Raw genomic sequence first — 20,259 nt, 5'->3', positions numbered from 1 at the left:
ACATTTACATTTACATGGATTACTATTACATTTGTGACATTTACATTTACACGGATTACAATAACATCGTTGACATATCGGTAGCGATATAATACTAGGAATCTTTCGTTGTTGTGACATATTTTGCACCTCTCCTATATAATATATGTTCACATTATTTTATTAATATAGGACAAAGTGGTTCTTATAGCTTAGAAAAATAAGCAATATAACTATAAAGTTGGATTAATCTGCAATTCATACTTAAATTAAAACTTTAAAAATCTAATAATATAAGTTATCTTTTTGGGCAATTAGCAGATACTAAATTTCATTTACAACTCTTTTGTTCTTATTCAACTAATCTGCCATTAGTTAAACAAAAAAGAGTCACCGAAGTAACTCTGGTTCTAAAATTAATGCATGCGTTAGTTCAACAAGACAAAAACCGAAAATATGCATTACTTCTTCTGTTATGACAGAGTATCATAGCTACTTTTCTAGAAAATGAAAAAAAGACCTTCAATATCGAATAAACCCCTTATCCTCAATAAATAAGCCTTTTTTTGCTCGTACTTCATGTCGATTATCAAAAGTAATATTTTTTTTATTACTTTAAGTCACGTATGTAATCTAGTTTTGCATATAATAATAAACATCCCTCTTTGAACATACCCGGAGAGGTGAAGAGGGATGTTTCCTGTAATACGAGATCCGCCAGGTATTACAGGATTCTATAGAATATGTGAAATAAGTAAAAAAATACACTCATTTCGAAAAGATAATTATTCTTAAACTTGGGGGAATTAATATCTACTCAATTTAGTTTTTTTCTTAAAAACGTACTTTTGTTCGTTCAATACGATTAATTATTTCAACTATCCTCATAATAGTGCTTTTACTATGTAATTTATTAACCTATTCAACCCTTGTAAAAGAGTGTTGTTGTGGTATTTTATCTATTGATATGTATGAACGGATTACATCAGAATTAATCGTGCGTCTATAGTATGTTAATATATGTTATTTGGTTTGGGCATAAACTTGGGGGAATTTAACTCAATCGTTTTTAAAAAGCGTACTTTTGTTCGTTCAATATGATTAAATTGTATCTCTAACATTCCACTAATGAACTTTTTTCAAGGTTGATTCTGAAAGAGAGAAAAAGGATATTTAACTATACTTATTGAACTAACGCTCTATAAGAAAACCTTATCGAAACTTAATCATAAACTTTAACCTCAACCTGCAAAAAAAGCGATCTTTGTAATTGAAGAATCGCTTTTTTTCAAGACAATTTAAAAGCCTGTTCAGAGAAAAACGAACCTATGTCGCAGTAGGAGGTGGGTTTATATTTACAGCCACAATTTTGCAAGTTGAAATTGCAAATCTAACGGTTGTAGTTGGACTTATTGGTAAAGTACCTAACACTATGCCAAGACCTGTTTGTTCCACGTTAAAACCTGCTGCAATAGAACCATTACCAGCTAAAAGATTCACTGTAGAACCGATCAGTGTATCTAGCAATTCTCTAATTGGTCTTTCACGACATTCACATTCGCACCCAGAATCAACAGGTGGCAACAAGTTGATAGTAGGTCCTGGTGGTAAAAATCCCACCCCTGTTACATCAGAAATATTGACCACAAAGGTTGTCACGCCATCTGTAACAGTAACTAAAAAATCATTCACAGCAGTGATAGTGAATAAAAAGAAAAGAGGGGGTACGTTTGGTGTGTCTGCAATCGTGCCAAGAATCACAGTTTCCCCGATAAGTTGCTGTAAAACGTTCTGCATAGGAAAAATACAGCAATCACATCAACAACCTTCAACTACTCCAGTAGCACCCGTAGCTCCTGTAGTTCCTTGTAATCCAGTTGCTCCTCTTTTACCTCTTTTACCTCTTTCTCCTTCTTCACCTTCTTTTCCTCTTGGTCCCCTCGGACCTATTGGTCCTGTTGGTCCGATTTGTCCTATTATTCTTGATGTCATTTTTTGCACCTCTTATTAAAAAATTTCATACATTTTATATTACGTAAATTGGACAAGTTGGTTCATATAACTAAGAAAAATGAGTCGGAAAATAACAAAAAAAGTCCGAAACTTTTTAATTTTAAAGCTATTTTTTAAAAATTTCTTGTTCAACTATACTGCCATTTAGTCACCCATGCAGCGCAAGCGCTGCACCACAGCGAATGAAAAAGAATTAAAACCGTCAATACTGCTTCTATCGCTGAGTATCGGAAAAGCAAACGTGCCTAATATTTCATTTCATACTTTGCGCCACACTCATGCTACTATTCTTATGCGAATGGGCGAGAATCCTAAAGTAGTTAGCGAGAGATTAAGGTCATTCAAGAGTTGGAATAACACTTGATATTTACTCACATTCAAATGAAGAAATGCAGAAGCAGACAGCCGATCGATTCGATAAGAAATTTGGACTTAATTAAAAAGTTCGTGAAGTTTTTGTGCAGTCTTTGTGCGATGAATAATATTCATTACAAAAAATTGAAATAACTGAAAACAAAGAAAAAGCCCAAACCCTTGATACACTTAGGTTTGAACTTCCTTAATTGTATGATCCCAACTGGACTTGAACCAGCGACCCCTACCCTGTCAAGGTAGTGCTCTCCCAGCTGAGCTACGGAATTGTGATAAACGGCTACATATCACTATCTTAACCACAATTAGAGATTAATCATTTCAATACGTTTCCTACTTCATTTCCCTAAACAAAATTTTAAAGAATTAATGTTATCGTAAATGACATTTCAATTCTATTGAAATAAATTTCGAATTCCAACTAAAAAAGTGGATAGTGATTTAAACTATCAAGCACATTTAATTTTATAGAGATTTTTTTACTGCTCTTTCACCCTGATTTCCACTTTATTCGGCCACATGAGCCATCCAACCCATTAGTTATTAATTTAGAAAACGCTTACATTTACAGATATTAGTAGAGTGATTGACCTAAAAGTTTCATAGTAAATCGGGTATATACAACTTTTCTTTCCCTTAAGCACCTATAACTTTATAATTTTTATGTGCTACCACAGTTCTATTTCCTTCAAACTCCAGATCCGTTTTATTTTCAGTTATATTTACAATTACTGTATTTTCATTGACTTTCTCAACGATTCCTTTTATTCCATTCTTAAAAAGGATATGATCACCTAATTCTGCAATCTTTTTTGTCTTGAGCATCCTTTCATCCCCTCCAATCTAATAAATACATTAAGTCTTATTCTTATTCTTATTCTTTATTTTTCTTACATTCAAACCCTGTTTTTGTTAAATGACCTTCATAATTGAAAGCTCATAAATATATTTAATAATCCCATATTATGGGTAATGAAAACTAGTTGAAAAATATTAAAAATGAAGAATCATAAGTGATTAAATTAATTTCCATACTTTTTCAAATTAGCTTGTATAAATATATTATCAAATTTGTAAATATTTGGAAATATAAAATGTAGTATTTTTGTATGAGGAAAATGTGTGGAATAGACTTTTACTTTTTTAGTAGTACATGCAATAAGTAGTAAAAACAGTAAATTAAATCAAGGTCTATTCACAAAATTAAAAAATAACTTGGAAATCTCTATGTTAAAATTTCCATCATTTTTCTTTAAACAACTCCTGCCTTAATCCTTTTTAAATGGTTCATTTCCCTCTTCATAAAACTTTTCAAATGATAAAAACGTTGATACAAACAATAAAAACAACATTGATGAAATAGATAACAAAACATATGTTATTAATAACAATGATGTTGTTGTTAATATTAATATCGAATATGATGATTTTCTACAACTTCTTGCTTCTACATACTTAAGATTGAACGCTTCTCAATTCCTTAAGTTTTCACAAGGTTCTTGTTTAAGATCAATAACACCAAAGTCTTCTCTTTGAGCTAGATTTAGTCTAGACCAAAATATAAAAAAATCATAACCACTAGTTAAACTGATGGTTAGGACTTATCAGAGTCATGTCATTCGATTGTCTTGTTAGAAATTAGATTTTTTAGCTTATTTAATGGTATGAATACAGTAGTTGGCTTGAGATTCTAAAAGACTGATACAGATAGAAATTTTTATCTTTAGTAAAGAATGCTTCTCTTTTTACTTTACTCTTATTGATATAATCATATTCTTGGAAATTACCGAGAGTTTCAATTGGGTGTAAGTTAATATCTTCAACGTTTACAACCTCATTTTCGATACAATATTAACAAATTCACCAAGTAACCTTTGATAATTTTTAATGTTTGTCTCCGTAGTGTTGTTAAAACGTCTGTCATCCAAAAAATTTTATACCCAAAATTCAACAGCATAAAAAGACTACCTCCTATTTTTTAGGAAGTAGTCTATTCTTTAGAAATAATTCATTAACGTGACTAGTTCTCACATTAGACGAAAAATAGCTTTAACTATTTCACAAAATTTATGCAAAAAAGCCTTACATCATGCCGCCCATATGGTTTTAAGCTGTAACATTTTTAACGCCGGTAGAAGAAAGTCCTGTTGAATCATCATTCTGTAGGCATTAAGTGTAATATCTTTAACCCTAATTTACTTCGTTTTATTGAACTTCGTTAGCAAAATGTTAGCATGTGGTTAGCAGTTAATGATTTGCAATTGGCTTGATGTCTCTCATATCGGAAGCGATGCAGATTCTGTTTGCATTGCTTTTAAACACCATCCACATGTTTGGACTGTAATTGGTAATACAAATAGATGTTGGTGGGTTTACCAGCAGCTCTTTCCAAAGAATGGACTATCTTAGCTATAGTTTTTCTGTAACAGCAAATAAATTCTCAATACGGATAAAAACTATTTACTTTGAAGCATCTGTTAATGTTTCGACTTCCTCTCTTTCCTGTAATTCAGAATAGTTTTTGCACCGACAAAACCAATCAAAAAGTTGAATAAAAGGCAGCAGGATAAATAGTTATTAATTTTGATTATCCATTAGTTTCTTAACTTCTTCCATGCAAGGCATGCTTAATATTGCACCTTTCCTTGTTGTGACAATTGCTCCAACCGCATTTCCAAATATAATAATTTCTTGCATATCATCGATGTTTAAATCAGCAATAGGTTTATTTTTTTCTAAATATTTATATAAAACGCCACTAAAGAAGCCATCTCCCGCACCTGTTGTATCAACTGGATTCACTTTAAAGGATTTAAATTTCCCTATGTTCTCACCTTTTCGATAAAAACAGCCTTCTGCTCCTAAAGTGACAAATATAAGTTCTGTGTTATACTGTTCAACCAGTTGTCTTGTTCCTTTTTCCAAATCTGCCTTTCCAGTAATGAATTCCAACTCTTCCTCCGAAAGCTTTACGATGTTTGCATATTTCAATCCCTCTTTAATCATTTTCTTTGCATGCTCTAAATTTTTCCAAAGCAAAGCCCTTAAATTAGGGTCATAGGAAATAACTTTCCCTTGTTCTTTTGCTAATTGGACGGTCTTTAGAGTGGTAGTGGCAGCTGGTTCATTAGTGAGAGAAAGAGAACCAAAATGAAAAATTTTGGTTTGAGCTACGATATTTTCATTAATGTCATCCTCTGTTAACTTGGTATCGGCACCGGGATTTCGATAAAAGCTGAATGAACGGTCACCATATTCATCTAAATGAACAAATGCCAGCGTAGTATTTGCCTTTCGGGTAAAGGATAATCCTTCGCAGCATATGTTTGTATCTAATAAAACTTGCTTTAAATAATGTCCAAATTGATCATCTCCTACCTTACCAATGAAACAAGTCTTCTTGCCTAATTTGGTCAAGCCCGCTAATACATTGGCCGGGGCACCACCAGGATTTCTTTCAAAGACAACTTTGCCAGGCTGAGAAGAGTTATAAGGAGTTAAATCAATTAATAACTCTCCAAGAGCTGTTACATCATACATTTGAACCTCTCCTAAATTCTTGAAATTATTATGCCAGAAGACTACTCTTCTAGCTTGTTATTTGAAAGGAACTAATTTAAGTTCTGCTTCGTAATCTATCAAGAAGGACAGCAATAACAATAACTATCCCTTTTACAACTTGTTGCCAGTAATAATCCACATTAAGTAAGGTCATTCCATTCGTTAACACAGCCACAATCAAAACTCCAATGATAGTTCCTTGTATACGGCCACGTCCCCCTACAAAACTAGTACCACCTAGTACGACAGCTGCTATCGCATCTAGCTCAAATCCTATTCCTACCATGGGCTGCCCTGAGAACAAACGTCCTGCCATCACAACGCCACTAACACCGGCCAATAAGCCACTGATGGAATATACATTAATCAGGGTGCGATTAACTTTAATCCCTGTAAGATGTGCAGCTTCTTCATTACCGCCAATAGCATAAACATGTCTCCCGAACATTGTATTCTTTAAAACAGTTATCATGATGATATAAACAATTGCCATCACATAAATAGGAGTAGAAATCCCCAGAATTTCACCTGCACCAATGAACTTGAACTGCTTTGATGCCAAAACTACAGGATATCCTCCGGTTATAACATAAGCCAGCCCCCTCAGGTAGGTCATACTTCCAAGCGTCACGATAAAGGCAGGCAACTTAGGTACAGCTGTTAAAAATCCATTAATAGCCCCAGCAACATATCCTACCGCAACTCCTACTAACATAGCGATAACTGGAGGAGTTCCGGCATTTGATAGTAATACAGATATAACACCGCTCAATGCAAGGGTTGAGCCTACCGATAAATCAATTCCTCCTGTTAATATAACTACAGTCATCCCAGCTGCCAGAATAGCAGTGATTGAACTCTGCTTTAGTACGTTTAAGATATTACTTGAGTCCGTGAAATTCGGTGCAACAATAATCATAACGATGATTAATAAGGCAAGAATTATTACCATGCCCAGCTGATTAAAAATCTGTTTTGACCGTTCCTTGAATGAAACTACGGATGGACTTGACGTTTGTAAGTTTGTATTCATTGTTTAACCTCTCCTGTAGCATAGTACATAATTTTTTCTTGTGTAGCTTCATCACGAGATAGTTCAGCTCTGAGTTTCCCCTCATGAATCACTAAAATCCGATCACTAACTCCTAATACTTCTGGTAATTCAGAAGAAATCATCAATACAGCAAGCCCTTGCTCTGCTAATTTAGTTATGATTTTATGAATCTCAGTCTTTGCACCTATGTCTACACCACGTGTCGGTTCGTCAAGCAGCAGTATTTTAGGACTTATAGATAACCATTTAGCAATTACAACCTTTTGTTGATTTCCTCCGCTAAGGCCCATAACATTTTGTTCCTTTGATGCCGTTCTTACTCCAAGTTCTTTAATGTATCGATCCGCATCACGATTCATTTGCTTATACTGCAATAGTTTAAATTTACGATAGGTTGGCAATTGTGCCATTAGTATATTTTCTTTTACAGATAAATTTGGTAATAACCCCTGTTCCTTCCTGCTTTCAGGAACATGAGCAATGCCAAGTTTTATTGCGTCAATAGGACTTTTTATATGAACCTCCTGGCCATCTAAAATTATTTGACCCTCTGACAGTTCGGAAAGTCCAAAGATTGTTCTTACCAGCTCAGTCCGTCCCGCACCGACAAGGCCTGCTAAGCCCACAATTTCTCCAGGGTAGATTTTCATCGATATCCCCTTTACAAACTTCTTGTCAGAGACATTTTTTAACTCAAGAACAGGTTTTTGTTCAGACCTATCAATACTTTCGACTCTTTCTCTTACAAATAGCTCATTTAACTCTCTTCCTACCATAAGTTTTACTAGATTCTCGGGATTTGTAACCGAAATTGGTCCACTTGTAACCCAATGACCGTCCCTAAGAACTGTAAAGCGATTTGAAATTTTAAAAATCTCATCCATTCGATGAGAGATATATACAATAGCTACGCCTTTTCTTCTTAATTCTTCAATGATGCCAAAAAGCTTTTCTATTTCTTTATCTGTCAGAGATGCCGTCGGTTCATCCATAATTAAAATCTCAGAATTAAGTGATAAAGCTCGAGCAATTTCTACCATTTGTTGCTGGGCCACACTTAAGGTGGAAACATCCGCTCGAGGGTCCAAGGAAGATCCTATGGATTTTAAAACTCGTGCAGCATTCTCATAAATATCACTCCATTTTATTAAGCCCAGCCTATTTTTCTTAAATGTTGTCCCCATCATAATATTCTCACCAATGGACAAATTTGGTGAAAGGCTTATTTCTTGGTGAATAACACTGATCCCTTTATTTCTTGCTTCCATTGGATTATTCCAATGTACTTCTTGACTTTTATATTCAATCGTTCCTCCATCAGGCTGATACACTCCAGCCATGATTTTCATTAAAGTAGATTTCCCTGCGCCATTCTCCCCCATCAAGGCATGAACTTCCCCTTTATAGAGTTCGATATTAACGTTTTGTAACACTTTGACACCGGAAAATTTCTTCGTAACCGCCTTCATCCTAAGGATGGGTAACTGACTTTCTGCTAGATGACGATTTATTTGTTCTTGAACCTGAAATACTGCCATTAGTGCCACTCCCTTAGTCTCTTTTTAAGCCCTCTTTTACTAGGATATAAATATAGTGCTCCTGATAGAGCACCATATTTTATCTCCACTAGAGAGAAAATCAATTACCAGCCACTATAGGAATTAACATTATCTTTAGTAATAAATTTAGTTGGAATAAGAACTTTTGAGTCAACTTTCTTTCCATCAATAATTTTTAATGCTAAGGCTACACCATCAATAACCATTTGATTCGGGAATTGTGCTGAAGTACCAGCAAAGCTTCCGCCCTTTTTCAGCGCGTCAACTGCAGAAGGCGCACCGTCGACACTTACGACAAAGAATTCATTTTGTCTACTAGCCTGTTCTTGAGCAATTTGTACTCCAACAGCCTCTTCATCATTTATTGTAAATACTGCATCGATTTTCTTGTTTGCTGTTAGTGTACCTTCCATTACGGTAAGAGCCTTTTCACGATTACCCTCACCATTTTGTTTAGCAACAACCTTGATATCGGGATATTTTTTAATTACTTCTTTAAAACCTTTAATTCGGTCTGTCACTGCTGAAACAGGAGGTCCATCAATAATAACAATGTTACCTTTTCCATTAAGTTGTTTTACAAGGTACTCCGCAGCTAATTTACCTGCTTGAACGTTATCAGACATAACCACTGAGTCAATACCACCTTCTGCAAATCCATCAAGTGCAACAACCGGAATACCTGCTGCTTTTGCCTCACTAACTGCACCGGCAATACCTGCAGAATCAAATGGGCTTAATAATATTAAATCAACTTTTTTTGTGATAAAGTCTTCGATTTGTGCAGTTTGTTTAGCAAGATCTTGATCCGCACTTACAGTCGTTACATCAGCATTATACTTAGAAGCAACTTCTTTAGCCCCTTTAGACATCGCTACAAAGAATGGATTACTTAAATTTGGTACTGTTAAACCAATCTTTAGCTTTTTTTCAGTATTAGACTTGTCATCTGTTTTACTAGTATTAGAAGCGCTTTCATTATTGCTACATGCACCTAAAAAGCATAAAGTTAAAATTAATAATACTATGTTAAAAATTTTAAAGTTTTTCATGGTTTGTAATTCCTCCTAAATATAGTTTTGTAAAGTAATAGATACTTCTAGCAAAACACAATCCTTGTAAAAAAATCTGTAATACCGTAATATAAAAAATGAGTGCTAAAATTAGTATTAATTTTAGATATACTCAGGCAGGGTTATGATTTTGGGCTTTTTTCCATTTGGTCGTGGTTGCCCTGAATCGTAACCTTTTTTTGTGTTATTCTTTCATTTTTCTCCCCCGAAGAACAAGTTAATTAAAACGATTAAAATCTCCTCTATTATCTTCACAACTCTATAAGCATCACCTCCTAAAAATGATGTGAATACCTTTTAAAACGCTTCCATTTAAACGCCTTCATTTTTTGCTTTTATCTTATATTAGATCTTTACCTATAGGGGAAAAGTCAGACTATGTGAACAGAAATTCCTAATTCCTCAATGCGGTTAAGTACGGTCTTTTGTGCAGCACTATCGGTTATTAAATAATTTATCTCATGAATATCAGCAAACTTCGCAAAGCTTACTTGACCTATTTTGGTATGATCAGTAATGAGGATAACCTTTTCCGCACAATCAATCATCTTCTTTTTTGTTGATGCCTCAATTAAATTTGGGGTGGTTAAACCATTTTCTACATTAACGCCATTCGTAGCAATAAACGATTTGTCTACACAAATTTGATTAAAGCTCATTTCAGCAAAAGGACCCACCAAGGCTAGTGTTTCTGAACGCAGAGAACCACCACATAATAAGACTTCAATTCCAGATACATCCTTTAATTCGTTGGCACATAATATTGAATTGGTAACCACCTGTAAGCTCGAAAAGTTTCTTAGTTCTTGAGCAAGATAATAAGTTGTCGTACCCGAATCGAGCAAGATACTTTCACCGTTCTTAATAAGTTTAGCCGCTTCCTTTGCAATAGCCCTTTTCTCTTTTTGAAACTGCACTTCTTTCTCAATGTAAGTCGGTTCGAAGGTCACACTTTTGAACAAGACAGCCCCACCATGCGTTCTTTTTAACAATTGTGCTTCCTCTAGTTCCTTTAAGTCCCTACGGATTGTTGATTCAGACAAGTCGAAGTGCTGACTTAACTCTTGTACATCTACTCTAGCATTCTTGTTTAGTAACTCTAGTATTGCCGACTTTCTTTCTATACCGTACATAGAACGTTTTCCTCCAATTCATTTGAAATGCGACATTTGACCGTTTTAGCTCATTTTTGAATGAATTTGGTTTTTTATGCTCATTTTTGATTATATGTGCTATTTTACCAATTTACAATATGAATTTTGGAATAATTGTGAAAATTTAAAAAATAAGGGGGGGGAGACACTCTGACTAAGTAAAACTTAGAAGTAAACACAAGTTCGGGCTTCGAATGGTATTAATTTGAGAGAAATGAAAGTAGTTTTGAAAAAGAAAAATTGAATTATAACTTGTGAATCTCTGCCCGATGCATTAACAGCAGCACACATCGCACAATTCCTTTGCATCTCGAGAAAAACGGTATCAGGATGCTTTAAATGATTTAAAAGAAAAGGGATATGCCGCCAACACTCTGGATGGCGTACATCGCACTGGCAGTATGATTTTTAAGAAAGCCATTGAAATGAAGCTGATTAAAAATGACCCAACGGAGTTTGCTTACCTGAAGAAAGACAGAAAAACCTTTGAGGAATTAGGAGGAACAGGAGATCCCTAAGTATATGGAAAAGGAGGACCTAGCTTTACTATTGCAAACAGCTGCTCAAAAAGGTTTAGATTAGATTATCTAATCTTTCTAACTTTTTCCTATCCAGGGATGCGTGCTGGTGAACTGGTGGCTCTGAAGTGGAAAGACATCAACTTTGAGACACACCATCAGCATCACAAAAACGTATTACAACCTGACGAATAACACGCTGGAGTATCAATTAGTGCTTCCTAAGACGAGGAAATCCAAACGAGCCATTGTAGTAGATAAAGAAGTCATTGCGGCTTTCAAAAAGCATATGCAAGTGCAGAAGAAAGTGAAAGAGTACTATGGTAAATCATATCTTGATAAAGGCTTTATTTTTGCCAAGAAAGAGAAACAACCTGGCTACCCTATCGTGAGCCCTTTACTTTTGCGATGAAAACGTTAAAAGATTCAGGAGCAATATTGGCTTTTGGTACCGATTATCCAATAGTACCATTAAATCCGATGCTAGGTATTTATCGTGCATTAACAAGAATTGGATATGATGGATCACCGACAGAAGGATGGAATCCGCAGGAACGTCTTACACTGTCTGAAGTTTTGAAAGATTATACGTTAACCCCTGCCTACGGTTCATTTAGAGAAAAGGAACTGGGTACACTTGAAGTGGGAAAACTGGCTGATCTTGTTGTATTAGACAAAAATCTCTTCGAAATACCAGTTGAAGAAATACAAAACGTTCGAGTTGTCTTAACGATGGTCGATGGAGCTATCGTTTTTCAGGATATTACAGAAGACAAGAAGGTCACTTTATAAAGACAAAAAGCAGGCAGAACAAACGTTCCTTGCCTGTTTTTTAGTTAGACAATTATAATGATTTAATTTGTTCTAGGTCTTGTTAATTCAAAAATTAGTTGCTCATTCCTTTAGAATTCTGTAATTTCTTAAATGTTACTTTTTTAATATTAAAGAACAGAATAAAAAAGCTTACACATCAAAACACTGATATGACAAGCTTTTATTGTATGATCCCAACTGGACTTGAACCAGCGACCCCTACCCTGTCAAATACAGAGTACCAGTCTTATACAGTAATAATGAATATTTTAATTCAATTAAGTCCAGTAAATCAAGCGGTCGCTACATTTTTATTCATTGCTATTCCTATATTTCTAATGTTTCTATTAAGTCTGTGCAATTTTTGTGTAATTGAAAATGTAATGGTTTATTGTGAGGTAGGGTGCATTATTTTTCGTTTCTACTAGATTGAAGAGCAAACTGGTAAGAGTTAAAACAACTTATTAATTCTTCTAATTCATTTTTAGCTTTCTTCAAAATTTCTTCATCTTTATATATCGAGAATCTTGTGATATATCGATCTAATTTATCGTTTAGTTCAATAATATTATCTGAACTTTTATGTTTCGCATTCAAACCAATTAAGTCTTTTGCAAAAGCTTCACTTAATGATTGAATACTAGGGATTTCTATTTCTTTTTGGATAGAAACAATTGCTGGTGTATAATCCATTCTGTATGCTTGACCTGGTATTTGCTCCCAAAATTGTTCCCATTCATCGAGTAATCCTGCCTTATAAAGAATCAACTTCAAAAATCCACATAACCATGCGGTACAGCTCGTATTTCTATTTTTACAACCTTTTCCTTCCTCTAACTCATCGCAATAATTACAACAAGACCCACCAATTTCAATACAAACATTACAAATGGATGAAATACCAACGCCCTTTAAATACTGATGTCCAAAGTGTATCAGTTCTTCTCTTGTCATGAGACGTTCCTTTTCATAAGTATCCATCACTTTTGACCCTTTCTTTTTTTACTAAAAGAGAGTGTTTTGCTTTTAGAAAACACCTGAAATCTTAAAAACTTTGAATTTATCAATCATTAAGATCGTATCAAACAAATAATTCTTAAACATTAATCGAACAACAAAAAGTAAATTGATAATCAATGGGTCTCGAAGAAAATAGATAACCTTGTTACCATTGTCGTGTGATTCCGGGTTACCGAACCAGTTATTTATTTCTCAGACACACTTATTAAATTCTAAAAATTACGTCTGTACATCTTTATGCACATCTCTTTTTGCTTGTATATAAAATTCTACTAGTGTGTCAAAACCTTTACGAAAATGCGGGTCTCGATAGAACCTATCTACAAAACCTTCTTCCGATAATCCGTTCATCTCTTTTACTATATCTTTTACACTCTCTGCTGCTCTTTTATGTATTTCATATTTTAATTTCAAATGCATGCGCCACCGCTCCATTACTATGGTATTCATCTAACATCTTTTAATAGTTAACACTCATATTACCCAGATTTTCCTAAAACTCATTAACTTTCGCATGTCATATTAATGCAGTAGTATGATCATATTCAGTCGTTACTACTTCTTCTCCTATATCCTTATATAACAATCCCGCATAATATTTTGTCAGTAAAATCAATTAATAAAAGACCAATGAAGATTAGTTTATTCTAATTATGGTCTATGCAAAAAAATGATTTTATTATTATCTAGAATTAAATATATTTCTTTCTATGAATAACTAATTTTTTCATCGTTATTATTCTTCTTTAAATTTATCTAACATACTAATCGTATCAACTAAGTGATTATTAAAAATTTGGCGTGCAACTACTAATAACTCAGAAATTATCGGATCTCTGAGGGAGTAAGTAACTTTATTTCCTTCCTTCGTGCCATATACAATATTTTTATTTCGTAAAATTGAAAGTTGTTGCGATACAGCTGACCCTTCACTTCCGATTAAATTTTGAATTTCATTTACATTCCTCTCGCCTTCACTTAGAATTTCAAGAATTCGAATTCGTAGTGGATGACCTAGTGCTTTAAAAAAATCTGCTTTAAATTGTTGTAGTTCTAAATTCAATTGTGTTCCTCCAAACTATCTATAAGATCCATATCCTAATTCAAAATATTTATTATCATTATACCTATTCAGAATGTTTTTATAAAATTTATAAGGATAATTACTCAACAGAGTCCATACTATTTTGATTTACTACTCCATTTTTTTGATCTTTTAAATCTAATAGATTTGAGTTGGATAAGCTTGAACACTCTAAAAACGCATAGTGCTTGCAGCCTAAACACTTATAATAATTAATATTTAATAGTGCGTAGGCAATTGCTTCACCTGAATGCTCGAAAAAATTTTGTTTACCAATAACATCATACAATTTGGTACGAATTAATAAGTCTTTTGGTTGAGATTGAAGACCAGTTAGTAACACAAGACTGTCATTGTCACGGAGGTATTTGACGATACTTGCTAACTTGGCTTCACCTGTTGTATCAATAAACGGCACCTTTCCAAATCTTAAAATTAAAAACTTTGGTTTGTTATCTGATAACTTTAAAATTGTTTTTTCAAATAGATTAGCAGTTCCAAAGAAAATTGACCCTTCAATTGTAAGTATGCTAATTTGAGGACAATCATGATTTTCATTAACCATATATGTCATCAATTTTTGATTCTGTATGGAACGGTCAGGTAATACCTTTCTAACGATCAGAAGTTCAGACATTCTTTTAACAAATAAAATCACAGCGATTATTAAACCAACCTCGACTGCTGTTGTTAAATTTAGAAAAATGGTCAGTAAAAAAGTTAAGATTAAAATGATAGAATCACTGGATTTAGTTTTTAAAATATGAATAAACTCTTTTCTTTCACTCATGTTCCATGCTACAAGCATTAAAATTGGTGCCATACTGGCTAAAGGAATTTGTGATGCTAGTGGTGCAAACAATAATAAAATGATTAGGACAATAACACCATGGATAATACCCGAAATAGGTGAAATAGCTCCACTCTTTATATTTGTAGCAGTCCTAGCTATTGCTCCAGTAGCTGGAATTCCTCCGAAAAATGGAATAACCATATTAGCAATCCCTTGTCCCATTAACTCTTTATTACTATTGTTTCTGCTACCTGACATACCATCGGCAACTACTGCAGATAATAGTGATTCGATCCCACCAAGCATCGCAATAACAAAGGCTGGTCCAATAAGTGTACGGATTTTTTCAAAATTCAGCTCTATTAACTGAAATGCTGGAATACTACTCGGAATATCACTAAATGTGGACTTAATTGTTGGAACTTCCCCTTTAAAAAAGATGTAAGCCATTAAACTAGAAAAAATCAGACCAATTAATGATCCGGGGACTTTTGGGAATAATTTAATAACTGTAATAACTGTAATTAAACATATGATTGAGGTTATTACACTATAAGAATTTAACGTTGAAATATGCCGTCCGATTTCACTCATATTTGATATGAAATCCTCATGTTTAGTTATATTTTGAAGTCCTAAAAAATTAACAATTTGTCCAGTAAAGATAATAACTGCTATCCCTGCTGTAAATCCTATAGTAACAGGACGAGGTATAAACTGTATTAGAAAACCCATTTTAAAAATCCCCATTAAGGTGAGAATAACACCAGCTAAAAAACCTGCAATAAGTAAGTTTTCATAACCATAATGAATTACAATTGATAAAAGTATAGGAATAAATGCGCCTGTTGGTCCCCCTATTTGAAACTTTGATCCTCCGAAAATTGAAATTAATACTCCTGCAATAATCGTTGTATAAATTCCGTATTCTGGTTTTACTCCTGAACTAATCGCAAAAGCCATTCCTAATGGAATTGCAATAATTCCAACTACTATTCCTGAAATTAAATCCTTTCTAAAAGATACTTTATTATAATTTTCAAATCTCCCTCGCCATTTCACTGTATCGCACCTTCTAGTATATTTGATTATTTGAATATACAAATATTTAATATAATCATAATAACAGATCTCTTTCTCGTCAAACAAAATCTTATAATTAGAAATTGTAACTATTTCCCAATTTCCATAGTACAAAAAGAGAAAAAAAAGAACCTCTTCGAAAAAAGGTCCTTTACTAAGGAAGATGGGTTATATAAAAAACATCTATATTTTTTTTACAAATTCAGATTTTAATTTCATTGCTCCAAAACCTTCAATTTTGCAATCTATATCATGATCACCATCAACAAGACGGATACTTTTTACTTTTGTACCAATTTTAACAACAAGAGAAGTTCCCTTTACTTTAAGATCTTTGATGACAGTCACTGAATCACCATCATTTAATATATTTCCATTGGCATCTTTTACAACTTTCTTATCATCCATTTCAGTTTCAATATCCAGTGTCCATTCATACCCACATTCAGGACACACAAATAGATTACCATCATGATATGTATAGCCTGAGTTACATTTTGGACAATTTGGTAGTTCGACCATGAACTATCCCCTCCTTTAGTATTGCTTTTAGAGCATCATCATTCCTATACTGACATAATTTAAATATCTTTACAATACTATTTTTGCATATTTGAATTTTTGAATATACTTTTTTGAATTGGAAAAATTAACAAAAGAATTAAACATATTATTAACTAGAAAAGACATTAGACGTCTTTAATTTAGTTGAATCTAAGCGAAATTAATGAGGTAAAAAATGAAAAAACTCAATTTTAATATATTGATTATTTGTTATTTATTAATTGGAGAAGGCTGTTCGAACTATAAGGAATTAAACTCAGTTTCGATTGTTATCGAAATGGGATTAGACTATTTACCCAAAGAAAAAAAGTAAATCATGATCGCTCAAATTATAAATCCTAGTGCAATTGCATCTCAAACAGGTTCACAAGGAATCCTTGTTATTTCTGTAATAGGGAAAGGTAGCACAATTTCAGAAGCTGCTCGTCTTTCTTCGAAAAAACCTCTCGCACAAATTCACATGTTGCTCTCGTTGCGCTAGGAGAATCGATTTACGGCTTTTAGGATAGATTAATTTTATATGCATCTAACGGAATTGTCTGAAATTTCGAGTTGTTCAATTCTGTTTTTACTTGAACGGTATTGAATCGTTTTATATGTCAAGTCCACTTAGTAATTTAATCCGCATCTCCCAGCATAGCGCCAGCAATCGTCAGGAAATCTTCTCGCCCAATCTCAAAATGACCATAGCGGAAGGCATACCCCCAATTTCGATTCCCACGCGTGAAGCTGAGCTTCTCCAATAAATCGGCAATCTTTACTTCCTGACATGGTATATATCGGATATTTCTGCGGAATGGCACAAAGGATTCGGACATCTGATAATCGTATACTCTTTCATCAGCAACCTTACCAATGGCAGTGAATGTTTGGAGCGCCTCACCCTTTGCCAAATCCGTTCGTGGAGAGTAGTATATCAGCCAATCGTTAGGACTCATACGCTTTAAAGGTCCTGATTTGCCATGGCAGAGCTGGGCAAATCCACCTAAAACCCCCAACTTCACATGTGATGCGGATACAACACCAATCCAGTAGCGGCTTTGCTCACCTAATAATCTGGTCAGGTCCCTCTTCATATTTTAAACTTTCCTTTCTATATCGTTTTTCAAACGGTCCAACTGAAGAAGATGATGACGAAAGTGCATTTCAATAAGTAAAAACCACTCTTTCGCATTTAGCGCACCAAATCTCGGATGCGAAACAGTATTCTGTTTAGGTGCCTTTTCAAGTCTTGGCTCCGTTTCTTCCATTCGATGAATTACGGTGTTCAAACCTTGGATCAGTTGTTCTTTGCTTTCCGGTTGCTCAGGTGTATATTGTGGGGAAGGAGGAACTTTAATACGTACAGAAGGGAATCCATTTTGTTCAAATATCGCTGCACCTTCCCTTGTTTTTTCCATTTGAGAGACCATAGCATCCTTGCTCTGCATAATGCAATATTCAATATTGCGAAGATGCATATAAAGAGCAGAGTTAATCAGATGCTGATACATTTGTCCAATCGACCACTCGTCCTCACTTGGCTGCCTCTTCAACTGTTCAATACTGAAATTATCCAATTCACCAAGATTAAGAAACGCTAAGACTTTAAACCGCTGAAATGCTTCAATTGTACTCATATCCTTCAAACAACTCCTTTATTCTAATTTAATCTGACTATAACAAAACGCTACTGACAACAGTATGTCAGTAGCGTTTCAACATTTTTTCAGCTTCTTCACGAATCCGATTTCGGAAAGATTCAGGTTCCAACACAACGACATCTGATCCCCAGCCAAGTACCCAATGCAGTAGTTCGTCTGGCTGTCGAACGCGAAAGGTCGCAAGCAAACGATTCTCATTTTCCTCTATTGCTTCCATGTAAAAGTTGTTTGATTCCTTCACTTTATCTGCTATGTCAGGGTTGATCTGAATGATAACATGAACATTGCGATCATCCGGTGGCTTGTAATCGTTCAAATTAAATTCGGTTGGCACCTTGAATCGGTCTTCAAGAATGGTAAGCCCGGTCATCCTTGACAACCGAAAATGACGAATTTCCTCACGAAGATCACAATGTGCAATTAGTATCCATGATCCTTTAACAAGCACAAGTCCATAAGGAGCCACTACACGAAAACTATGTCGATTTCCATCCGCTTCGGGTATTCTTTTCAAATAATGGAAGCTTATCTTCCGCTCCCCCAATATTGCTCCACGAGCTGATTCGATGTATTCTTTCTCTTTTACCCACGTAACATCTTCACCAGAAGAAAGCAAACGTATCTTCTTACGCACCCGAGATGTTTCTCTACGAACACTTTCAGGTAAGATAGCCTCAATTTTCCCACGAGAGGTTTGAGCCCCAATGCCATAGTCAACATCAAATCTTTGTTCGATAAAGTCCGTTCCTATGATCAATGTCACGGCTTCTTCCACCGTGAAACTAATCGGTGGAAGGAAATATCCCTCCATCAAGGAATATCCCAATCCGGGGGCTCCTATCACCGGTACACCTGCTTCACTAAGAGCCTGAATATCTCGATAGATGGTCCTCACACTCGTCTCAAATGTATGTGCTAAATCCTCAGCTCGTAAAACCTCTTTGCGTTGCAATTCAAGCACTATAGCTAACAATCGATCTGTCTTGTTCATACAACTCTACCTCCCCGCGAAACTAAATAATGCTTGGAAAAGTCCATTTTTTCAGTAAACTCATCGATTTTTTCACTTTTTATGATCCTTAATATTTTGTCAGAGGATACCCATTTAAAAAGTATTATTACTTAATTTATTGTTTGATAAAACTTTGACTCTTCTTTACAGTATTGTTCTGATGTATCTAAGTTAAATGAACTACCGCATACTTATTTATATCATTAAACCAATAAAAACATCATCATTATCCTCTCTATGGGCTATTGCAATCGCTTGTTTCCCAAAATGAAAATGATCTGAGCTTAGTTCATTTTTAAGTTCTATATTAAATGCATTCTTTTTTTTATAACTATCAATTTCGACCTAAAGTAAATAATGAAAACTGTTTCCTTATAAATCCAATACTGTTATAAAACAAAAAAACCCCTTGATATACAAGAGGTTTAGGTATGATCCCAACTGGACTTGAACCAGCGACCCCTACCCTGTCAAGGTAGTGCTCTCCCAGCTGAGCTATGGAATCGTAATATATGTGGAGAAATCATTCTCTCTAATTAAGTCTATTATACTGTTTTATCTAATACTCTTCAACCAATATTTAACAAAAAATTTCGAATATAAGTCCACTAGACTATATTTTCCATTTTTGAAAAATACTCATCTATTCGACTTTGCTTCTATCTCATTTATTGTATGCATTAAATTTTTCCATCTCACGTCTTTATCTCTTGGTATATTGCTTAATAGAATACTTCCAACCACAATTGTTAAGAACAATAGTAAAACACCCACACCAAATACAAATGTCTGAACTTTATAGTTTTTAACGATTTTAAACATTTTACTTTTCATAGGCGATCTCTCCAATAGTTAAATATTAATATTCCTTAACCAAAAATGGTGAAGGTATACTCCCTTTACTATTAATATTTTCCTGTTTGCCTATTATGTAATCAAAAATTTTTAAATCGTTTACTATTGA

The 20,259-nt window shown here is 34.2% G+C and carries 19 protein-coding genes, 2 tRNA genes and 2 pseudogenes; 5 read left to right on the top strand and 18 right to left on the bottom strand.

Translation table 11 applies throughout. The features are described 5' to 3' along the window. Positions 1 to 1,305: 1,305 nt before the first annotated feature. Positions 1,306 to 1,953, bottom strand: a pseudogene (locus COJ46_RS17555) (bclA protein); the annotation flags it as partial. Between the two features lie 214 nt (positions 1,954 to 2,167). On the opposite strand from COJ46_RS17555, the pseudogene COJ46_RS25085 reads away from it, so the two are divergent. Then, positions 2,168 to 2,432 (top strand): annotated as a pseudogene (locus COJ46_RS25085) (tyrosine-type recombinase/integrase); the annotation flags it as partial. Positions 2,433 to 2,563: 131 nt separating this feature from the next. Here COJ46_RS25085 and COJ46_RS17540 read toward each other — a convergent pair. Next, positions 2,564 to 2,633 (bottom strand) — tRNA-Val (locus COJ46_RS17540). Positions 2,634 to 3,000: 367 nt separating this feature from the next. Then, positions 3,001 to 3,189 (bottom strand): DUF2187 family protein, encoded by a 189-nt coding sequence (locus COJ46_RS17535; protein ID WP_097973603.1) that lies wholly within the window; start codon positions 3,187 to 3,189, stop codon positions 3,001 to 3,003. Positions 3,190 to 4,614: 1,425 nt separating this feature from the next. Here COJ46_RS17535 and COJ46_RS24570 point away from each other — a divergent pair. Next, the gene (locus COJ46_RS24570) at positions 4,615 to 4,773 is read left to right on the top strand and encodes a hypothetical protein (RefSeq protein ID WP_176522440.1); all 159 of its coding nucleotides are present in this window, start codon (positions 4,615 to 4,617) and stop codon (positions 4,771 to 4,773) included. A 168-nt stretch (positions 4,774 to 4,941) separates the two neighbouring features. On the opposite strand, the gene COJ46_RS17530 is transcribed toward COJ46_RS24570, so the two are convergent. The 5 genes from COJ46_RS17530 to COJ46_RS17510 form a co-directional block, all read right to left on the bottom strand. Next, positions 4,942 to 5,904, bottom strand: coding sequence for a carbohydrate kinase family protein (locus tag COJ46_RS17530; protein ID WP_097973605.1), 963 nt, complete (start codon positions 5,902 to 5,904; stop codon positions 4,942 to 4,944). 76 nt (positions 5,905 to 5,980) lie between these two features. Further along, on the bottom strand, positions 5,981 to 6,958 hold the full coding sequence (locus COJ46_RS17525) for an ABC transporter permease (RefSeq protein ID WP_097973606.1): 978 nt from the start codon (positions 6,956 to 6,958) through the stop codon (positions 5,981 to 5,983). After that, the gene (locus tag COJ46_RS17520; protein WP_098566142.1) at positions 6,955 to 8,517 is read right to left on the bottom strand and encodes a sugar ABC transporter ATP-binding protein; all 1,563 of its coding nucleotides are present in this window, start codon (positions 8,515 to 8,517) and stop codon (positions 6,955 to 6,957) included. Before COJ46_RS17520 ends, COJ46_RS17525 begins: the two co-directional genes overlap by 4 nt. Before the next feature lie 104 nt (positions 8,518 to 8,621). Beyond that, the gene (locus COJ46_RS17515; protein WP_098566141.1) at positions 8,622 to 9,590 is read right to left on the bottom strand and encodes an ABC transporter substrate-binding protein; all 969 of its coding nucleotides are present in this window, start codon (positions 9,588 to 9,590) and stop codon (positions 8,622 to 8,624) included. Positions 9,591 to 9,982: 392 nt separating this feature from the next. Then, positions 9,983 to 10,744 carry a DeoR/GlpR family DNA-binding transcription regulator gene (locus COJ46_RS17510; RefSeq protein WP_098566140.1) on the bottom strand — a complete coding sequence of 254 codons (762 nt, stop codon included), beginning with the start codon at positions 10,742 to 10,744 and terminating at the stop codon, positions 9,983 to 9,985. A gap of 753 nt (positions 10,745 to 11,497) precedes the next feature. Here COJ46_RS17510 and COJ46_RS17505 point away from each other — a divergent pair. Continuing rightward, complete coding sequence (locus COJ46_RS17505) at positions 11,498 to 11,695, top strand: site-specific integrase (RefSeq protein ID WP_098566139.1); 198 nt, start codon at positions 11,498 to 11,500, stop codon at positions 11,693 to 11,695. Beyond that, positions 11,692 to 12,075 carry an amidohydrolase family protein gene (locus COJ46_RS17500; RefSeq protein WP_098566138.1) on the top strand — a complete coding sequence of 128 codons (384 nt, stop codon included), beginning with the start codon at positions 11,692 to 11,694 and terminating at the stop codon, positions 12,073 to 12,075. The genes COJ46_RS17505 and COJ46_RS17500 overlap by 4 nt, the downstream gene beginning before the upstream one ends. A 429-nt stretch (positions 12,076 to 12,504) precedes the next feature. Here the strand turns inward: COJ46_RS17500 and COJ46_RS17495 are convergent, their stop codons facing one another. The 5 genes from COJ46_RS17495 to COJ46_RS17475 all read right to left on the bottom strand — a co-directional run bounded on the left by COJ46_RS17495 (position 12,505) and on the right by COJ46_RS17475 (position 16,598). Next, positions 12,505 to 13,077 (bottom strand): hypothetical protein, encoded by a 573-nt coding sequence (locus COJ46_RS17495; RefSeq protein ID WP_098566137.1) that lies wholly within the window; start codon positions 13,075 to 13,077, stop codon positions 12,505 to 12,507. A 258-nt stretch (positions 13,078 to 13,335) separates the two neighbouring features. Then, entirely contained in the window at positions 13,336 to 13,536 is a 201-nt protein-coding gene (locus COJ46_RS17490) for a hypothetical protein (RefSeq protein WP_098566136.1), read from the bottom strand. Between the two features lie 316 nt (positions 13,537 to 13,852). Further along, positions 13,853 to 14,179 (bottom strand): ArsR/SmtB family transcription factor, encoded by a 327-nt coding sequence (locus tag COJ46_RS17485; protein WP_069033014.1) that lies wholly within the window; start codon positions 14,177 to 14,179, stop codon positions 13,853 to 13,855. A 100-nt stretch (positions 14,180 to 14,279) separates the two neighbouring features. Continuing rightward, positions 14,280 to 16,055 (bottom strand): SulP family inorganic anion transporter, encoded by a 1,776-nt coding sequence (locus tag COJ46_RS17480; protein WP_098566135.1) that lies wholly within the window; start codon positions 16,053 to 16,055, stop codon positions 14,280 to 14,282. A gap of 204 nt (positions 16,056 to 16,259) precedes the next feature. Beyond that, complete coding sequence (locus COJ46_RS17475; RefSeq protein ID WP_091024007.1) at positions 16,260 to 16,598, bottom strand: zinc ribbon domain-containing protein YjdM; 339 nt, start codon at positions 16,596 to 16,598, stop codon at positions 16,260 to 16,262. Between the two features lie 217 nt (positions 16,599 to 16,815). Here COJ46_RS17475 and COJ46_RS24565 point away from each other — a divergent pair, with 217 nt between their 5' ends. Beyond that, on the top strand, positions 16,816 to 16,953 hold the full coding sequence (locus tag COJ46_RS24565) for a hypothetical protein (RefSeq protein ID WP_176527952.1): 138 nt from the start codon (positions 16,816 to 16,818) through the stop codon (positions 16,951 to 16,953). A 304-nt stretch (positions 16,954 to 17,257) separates the two neighbouring features. Here COJ46_RS24565 and COJ46_RS17470 read toward each other — a convergent pair whose 3' ends face one another. The 5 genes from COJ46_RS17470 to COJ46_RS17450 all read right to left on the bottom strand — a co-directional run bounded on the left by COJ46_RS17470 (position 17,258) and on the right by COJ46_RS17450 (position 20,129). Then, positions 17,258 to 17,716, bottom strand: a complete 459-nt coding sequence (locus COJ46_RS17470) for an EVE domain-containing protein (protein WP_098566134.1) — start codon at positions 17,714 to 17,716, stop codon at positions 17,258 to 17,260. 3 nt (positions 17,717 to 17,719) lie between these two features. After that, the gene (locus COJ46_RS17465; RefSeq protein ID WP_098566133.1) at positions 17,720 to 18,259 is read right to left on the bottom strand and encodes a DinB family protein; all 540 of its coding nucleotides are present in this window, start codon (positions 18,257 to 18,259) and stop codon (positions 17,720 to 17,722) included. A gap of 67 nt (positions 18,260 to 18,326) precedes the next feature. Next, on the bottom strand, positions 18,327 to 19,274 hold the full coding sequence (locus tag COJ46_RS17460; RefSeq protein ID WP_098566132.1) for a helix-turn-helix transcriptional regulator: 948 nt from the start codon (positions 19,272 to 19,274) through the stop codon (positions 18,327 to 18,329). A 453-nt stretch (positions 19,275 to 19,727) separates the two neighbouring features. Beyond that, a tRNA-Val gene (locus COJ46_RS17455) sits at positions 19,728 to 19,800 on the bottom strand. A 134-nt stretch (positions 19,801 to 19,934) separates the two neighbouring features. Continuing rightward, the gene (locus COJ46_RS17450; protein WP_097973625.1) at positions 19,935 to 20,129 is read right to left on the bottom strand and encodes a hypothetical protein; all 195 of its coding nucleotides are present in this window, start codon (positions 20,127 to 20,129) and stop codon (positions 19,935 to 19,937) included. Between the last annotated feature and the right edge of the window lie 130 nt (positions 20,130 to 20,259).

Origin of the sequence: Bacillus sp. AFS077874, assembly GCF_002566505.1 — a bacterium.
Taxonomy (GTDB): Bacteria; Bacillota; Bacilli; order Bacillales; family Bacillaceae_G; genus Gottfriedia.
This window is presented reverse-complemented; position numbering and strand designations above follow the sequence as displayed.